The organism is Arthrobacter sp. HMWF013 (genome assembly GCF_003061105.1).
Classification (GTDB): Bacteria; Actinomycetota; Actinomycetes; order Actinomycetales; family Micrococcaceae; genus Arthrobacter.
The window spans coordinates 1-2,954 of the sequence record NZ_QAIQ01000280.1 but is presented as its reverse complement, the minus strand read 5'-3'; the positions used below and the strand labels follow the sequence as shown (position 1 = coordinate 2,954).

Below are 2,954 nucleotides of genomic sequence, written 5' to 3'. Positions count from 1 at the left end.
CTCCGGGTGTGGGGCCCGCCGTGTTGATTTCATTCCTGGTTGCCGGCCTGGCCTCAGCCGCGGCAGCCCTGTCCTATGCCGAATTCGCAGGCATGATCCCCCGCGCGGGTTCGGCCTACACATACGGCTACGTGGCGCTGGGCGAGGTGATCGGCTGGTTCATCGGCTGGGACCTGCTGCTCGAATACATTGCGATTGTAGCCGTAGTGGCCATCGGCATCTCGGGATACTTCGATGCCTTCCTTTCGGGCCTGGGAATCCACATGCCCGTCTGGATGACCTCCACGCCCGATGAGGGCAAGGGCGGCATCGTCAACATCCCCGCGATCGTCGTCTGCCTGATCGTGACGTGGATCCTCTCCCGCGGGACCAAGGCCTTTGGCCGGTTCGAACTGGTGGCCGTTGCCATCAAGGTCATCCTGATCCTTTTCATCATCGGTCTTGGCATCTTCTACATCGACACCAACAACTACAACCCGTTTATGCCGAGCGGATTCGGCCCCGTGTTGGCCGGCGCTGCAACTGTGTTCTTCGCGGTGTTTGGCTACGACGCCATGAGTACGGCGGCCGAAGAGGCGACGGACGGCAAGAAGCACATGCCCAAGGCCATCATCCTGTCCCTGATCATTGCCATGCTGCTCTACGTTGCCGCGACGCTGGTGCTGACCGGCATGCAGAACTACAAGGACATTGACCCCAAGGCGGGCTTTGCCTCCGCCTTCACAGGAGTAGGCCTGCCTGTTATCGCCACCATCATTTCTGTTTTCGCGGTTCTGTCCATCCTGACAGTGATGCTGACGTTCCTCCTGGGCGTTACCCGGGTCTGGTTCTCCATGAGCCGTGACGGACTCCTGCCGGGCTGGTTTTCGAAGACCGACCGGCACGGCACGCCGCAGCGCGTCACCTGGATCGCCGGCGTAGCTTCCGCCCTTCTGGCCGGCGTGTTCCCCATCAAGGAGGTCGCGGACCTCACCAACATCGGCATCCTGGCCGCGTTCGTCGTCGTCTGCTTCTCAGTCATTGTGTTCCGCTACAAGAAGCCCGATGCGCCCCGTACCTTCCGCCTGCCGTTGATGCCCTTTATTCCTGCCTTCGGCGTCCTGGCCTCGGCCTTCCTGATGTTCCAGCTGCACTGGGAAACCTGGGTGCGGTTCGGTGTGTGGCTGGTCATTGGCCTGGCTATCTACTTCTTCTACGGCAAGAAGCACTCGCTGATGAACCCCAACAGCCCGCGCCACGAGGAAATTGTGGAGATGCACCGCCCCCTCGCCTGACCCAAACGCTCTCTCACTTAACGTCGCTCAAACCCGGACGCTCTCTCACTTTCTTGAGGAAAGTGAGAGAGCGTTTCCGTTTTTCCCGCATTAAGTGAGAGAGCGTCGGGTGGGAGGGCGCAGGGAGTGACAGAGCGTCGCAGAAAAGGTTGGGTTTTCTAACCTGTATTGCTCAGAAAACATCGCTTTATCTTATGTGATCGCAGGCTCATACTGATGAATAAGACCCCAACATTGCCCAAGAAAGAACGAGAGCCAGCCATGACCAACACTGCAATCGAACCCGGTGTGAACGCCGGCCCGGCGCCCCGCACTGCCGACGTTGACGTGCCCCAGGCGCGCGCCCTGGCAGCGGAAACCATCGCGCTGGTCCGCCACTGGCTCACTGAAGCTTCGAAGGTTCCCGTCGATGCTTCCGCACAGCAGCTCGCCGGCGTCCTGAAGGACCCGAACGGCCTGGACTTCACGGTGGGCTTCGTCGACGGCGTCGTCCGCCCCGAGGACCTGAACGTCGCCGCACGCAACCTCGCCGCACTGGCCCCCAAGGTTCCGGCGTTCCTGCCCTGGTACATGCGCAGTGCTGTCCAGCTCGGCGGCACCATGGCCCCGGTCCTGCCGCAGGTTGTCATCCCGATCGCCCGCCGGGTGCTCCGCGAAATGGTGGGCCACCTGATCGTGGACGCCACCGACGCCAAGCTCGGCCCGGCCATCGCCAAGATCCGCAAGGACGGCATCAAGCTCAACGTCAACCTCCTCGGTGAAGCAGTCCTCGGCGAGCACGAGGCCTCCCGCCGGCTCGAGGGCACCCACACCCTCCTGGCCCGCCCGGACGTTGACTACGTCTCCATCAAGGTCTCCTCCACCGTGGCCCCGCACTCCGCCTGGGCGTTCGACGAGGCCGTGGAGCACGTCGTGGAAAAGCTCACGCCGCTGTTCACCCGCGCCGCCTCCTTCGCAAACCCCAGCACCGGCCAGAAGGCCAAGTTCATCAACCTGGACATGGAGGAGTACAAGGACCTGGACATGACCATCGCGGTCTTCACCCGGATCCTGGACAAGCCCGAGTTCAAGGACCTGGAGGCCGGAATCGTGCTCCAGGCCTACCTCCCGGACGCCCTCTCCGCCATGATCCGCCTCCAGGACTGGGCCGCGGAACGCCGCGCCAACGGCGGTGCCGCCATCAAGGTCCGCGTGGTCAAGGGCGCCAACCTGCCCATGGAGCAGGTGGAATCCTCACTCCACGACTGGCCGCTGGCCACCTGGCACACCAAGCAGGACTCGGACACCAACTACAAGCGGGTCATCAACTACTCGCTGCACCCGGACCGGATCAAAAACATCCGCATCGGCGTGGCCGGCCATAACCTTTTCGACATCGCCTTCGCCTGGCTCCTGGCCAAGCAGCGCGGCGTGGAATCCGGCATCGAGTTCGAGATGCTGCTCGGCATGGCGCAGGGCCAGGCCGAAGCCGTGAAGAAGGACGTCGGCTCCCTCCTGCTTTACACCCCCGTGGTGCACCCGGCCGAGTTCGACGTCGCGATCGCCTACCTGATCCGCCGCCTCGAAGAGGGCGCCAGCCAGGACAACTTCATGTCCGCAGTGTTCGAGCTGAGCGAAAACGAAGTCCTCTTCGAGCGGGAGAAGCAGCGCTTCCTCGCCTCCCTGGACACGCTCGACGAC

At 62.9% G+C, this 2,954-nt stretch carries 2 protein-coding genes; both read left to right on the top strand.

Going from position 1 to position 2,954, the window contains the following annotated elements; translation table 11 throughout:
* A partial coding sequence (locus tag DBR22_RS11000; RefSeq protein WP_108599044.1) for an amino acid permease occupies positions 1-1,274 on the top strand: 1,274 nt, incomplete at its 5' end.
* 261 nt (positions 1,275-1,535) lie between these two features.
* Positions 1,536-2,954: proline dehydrogenase family protein (locus tag DBR22_RS10995; protein ID WP_181365132.1), on the top strand; the 1,419-nt coding region annotated here is incomplete at its 3' end.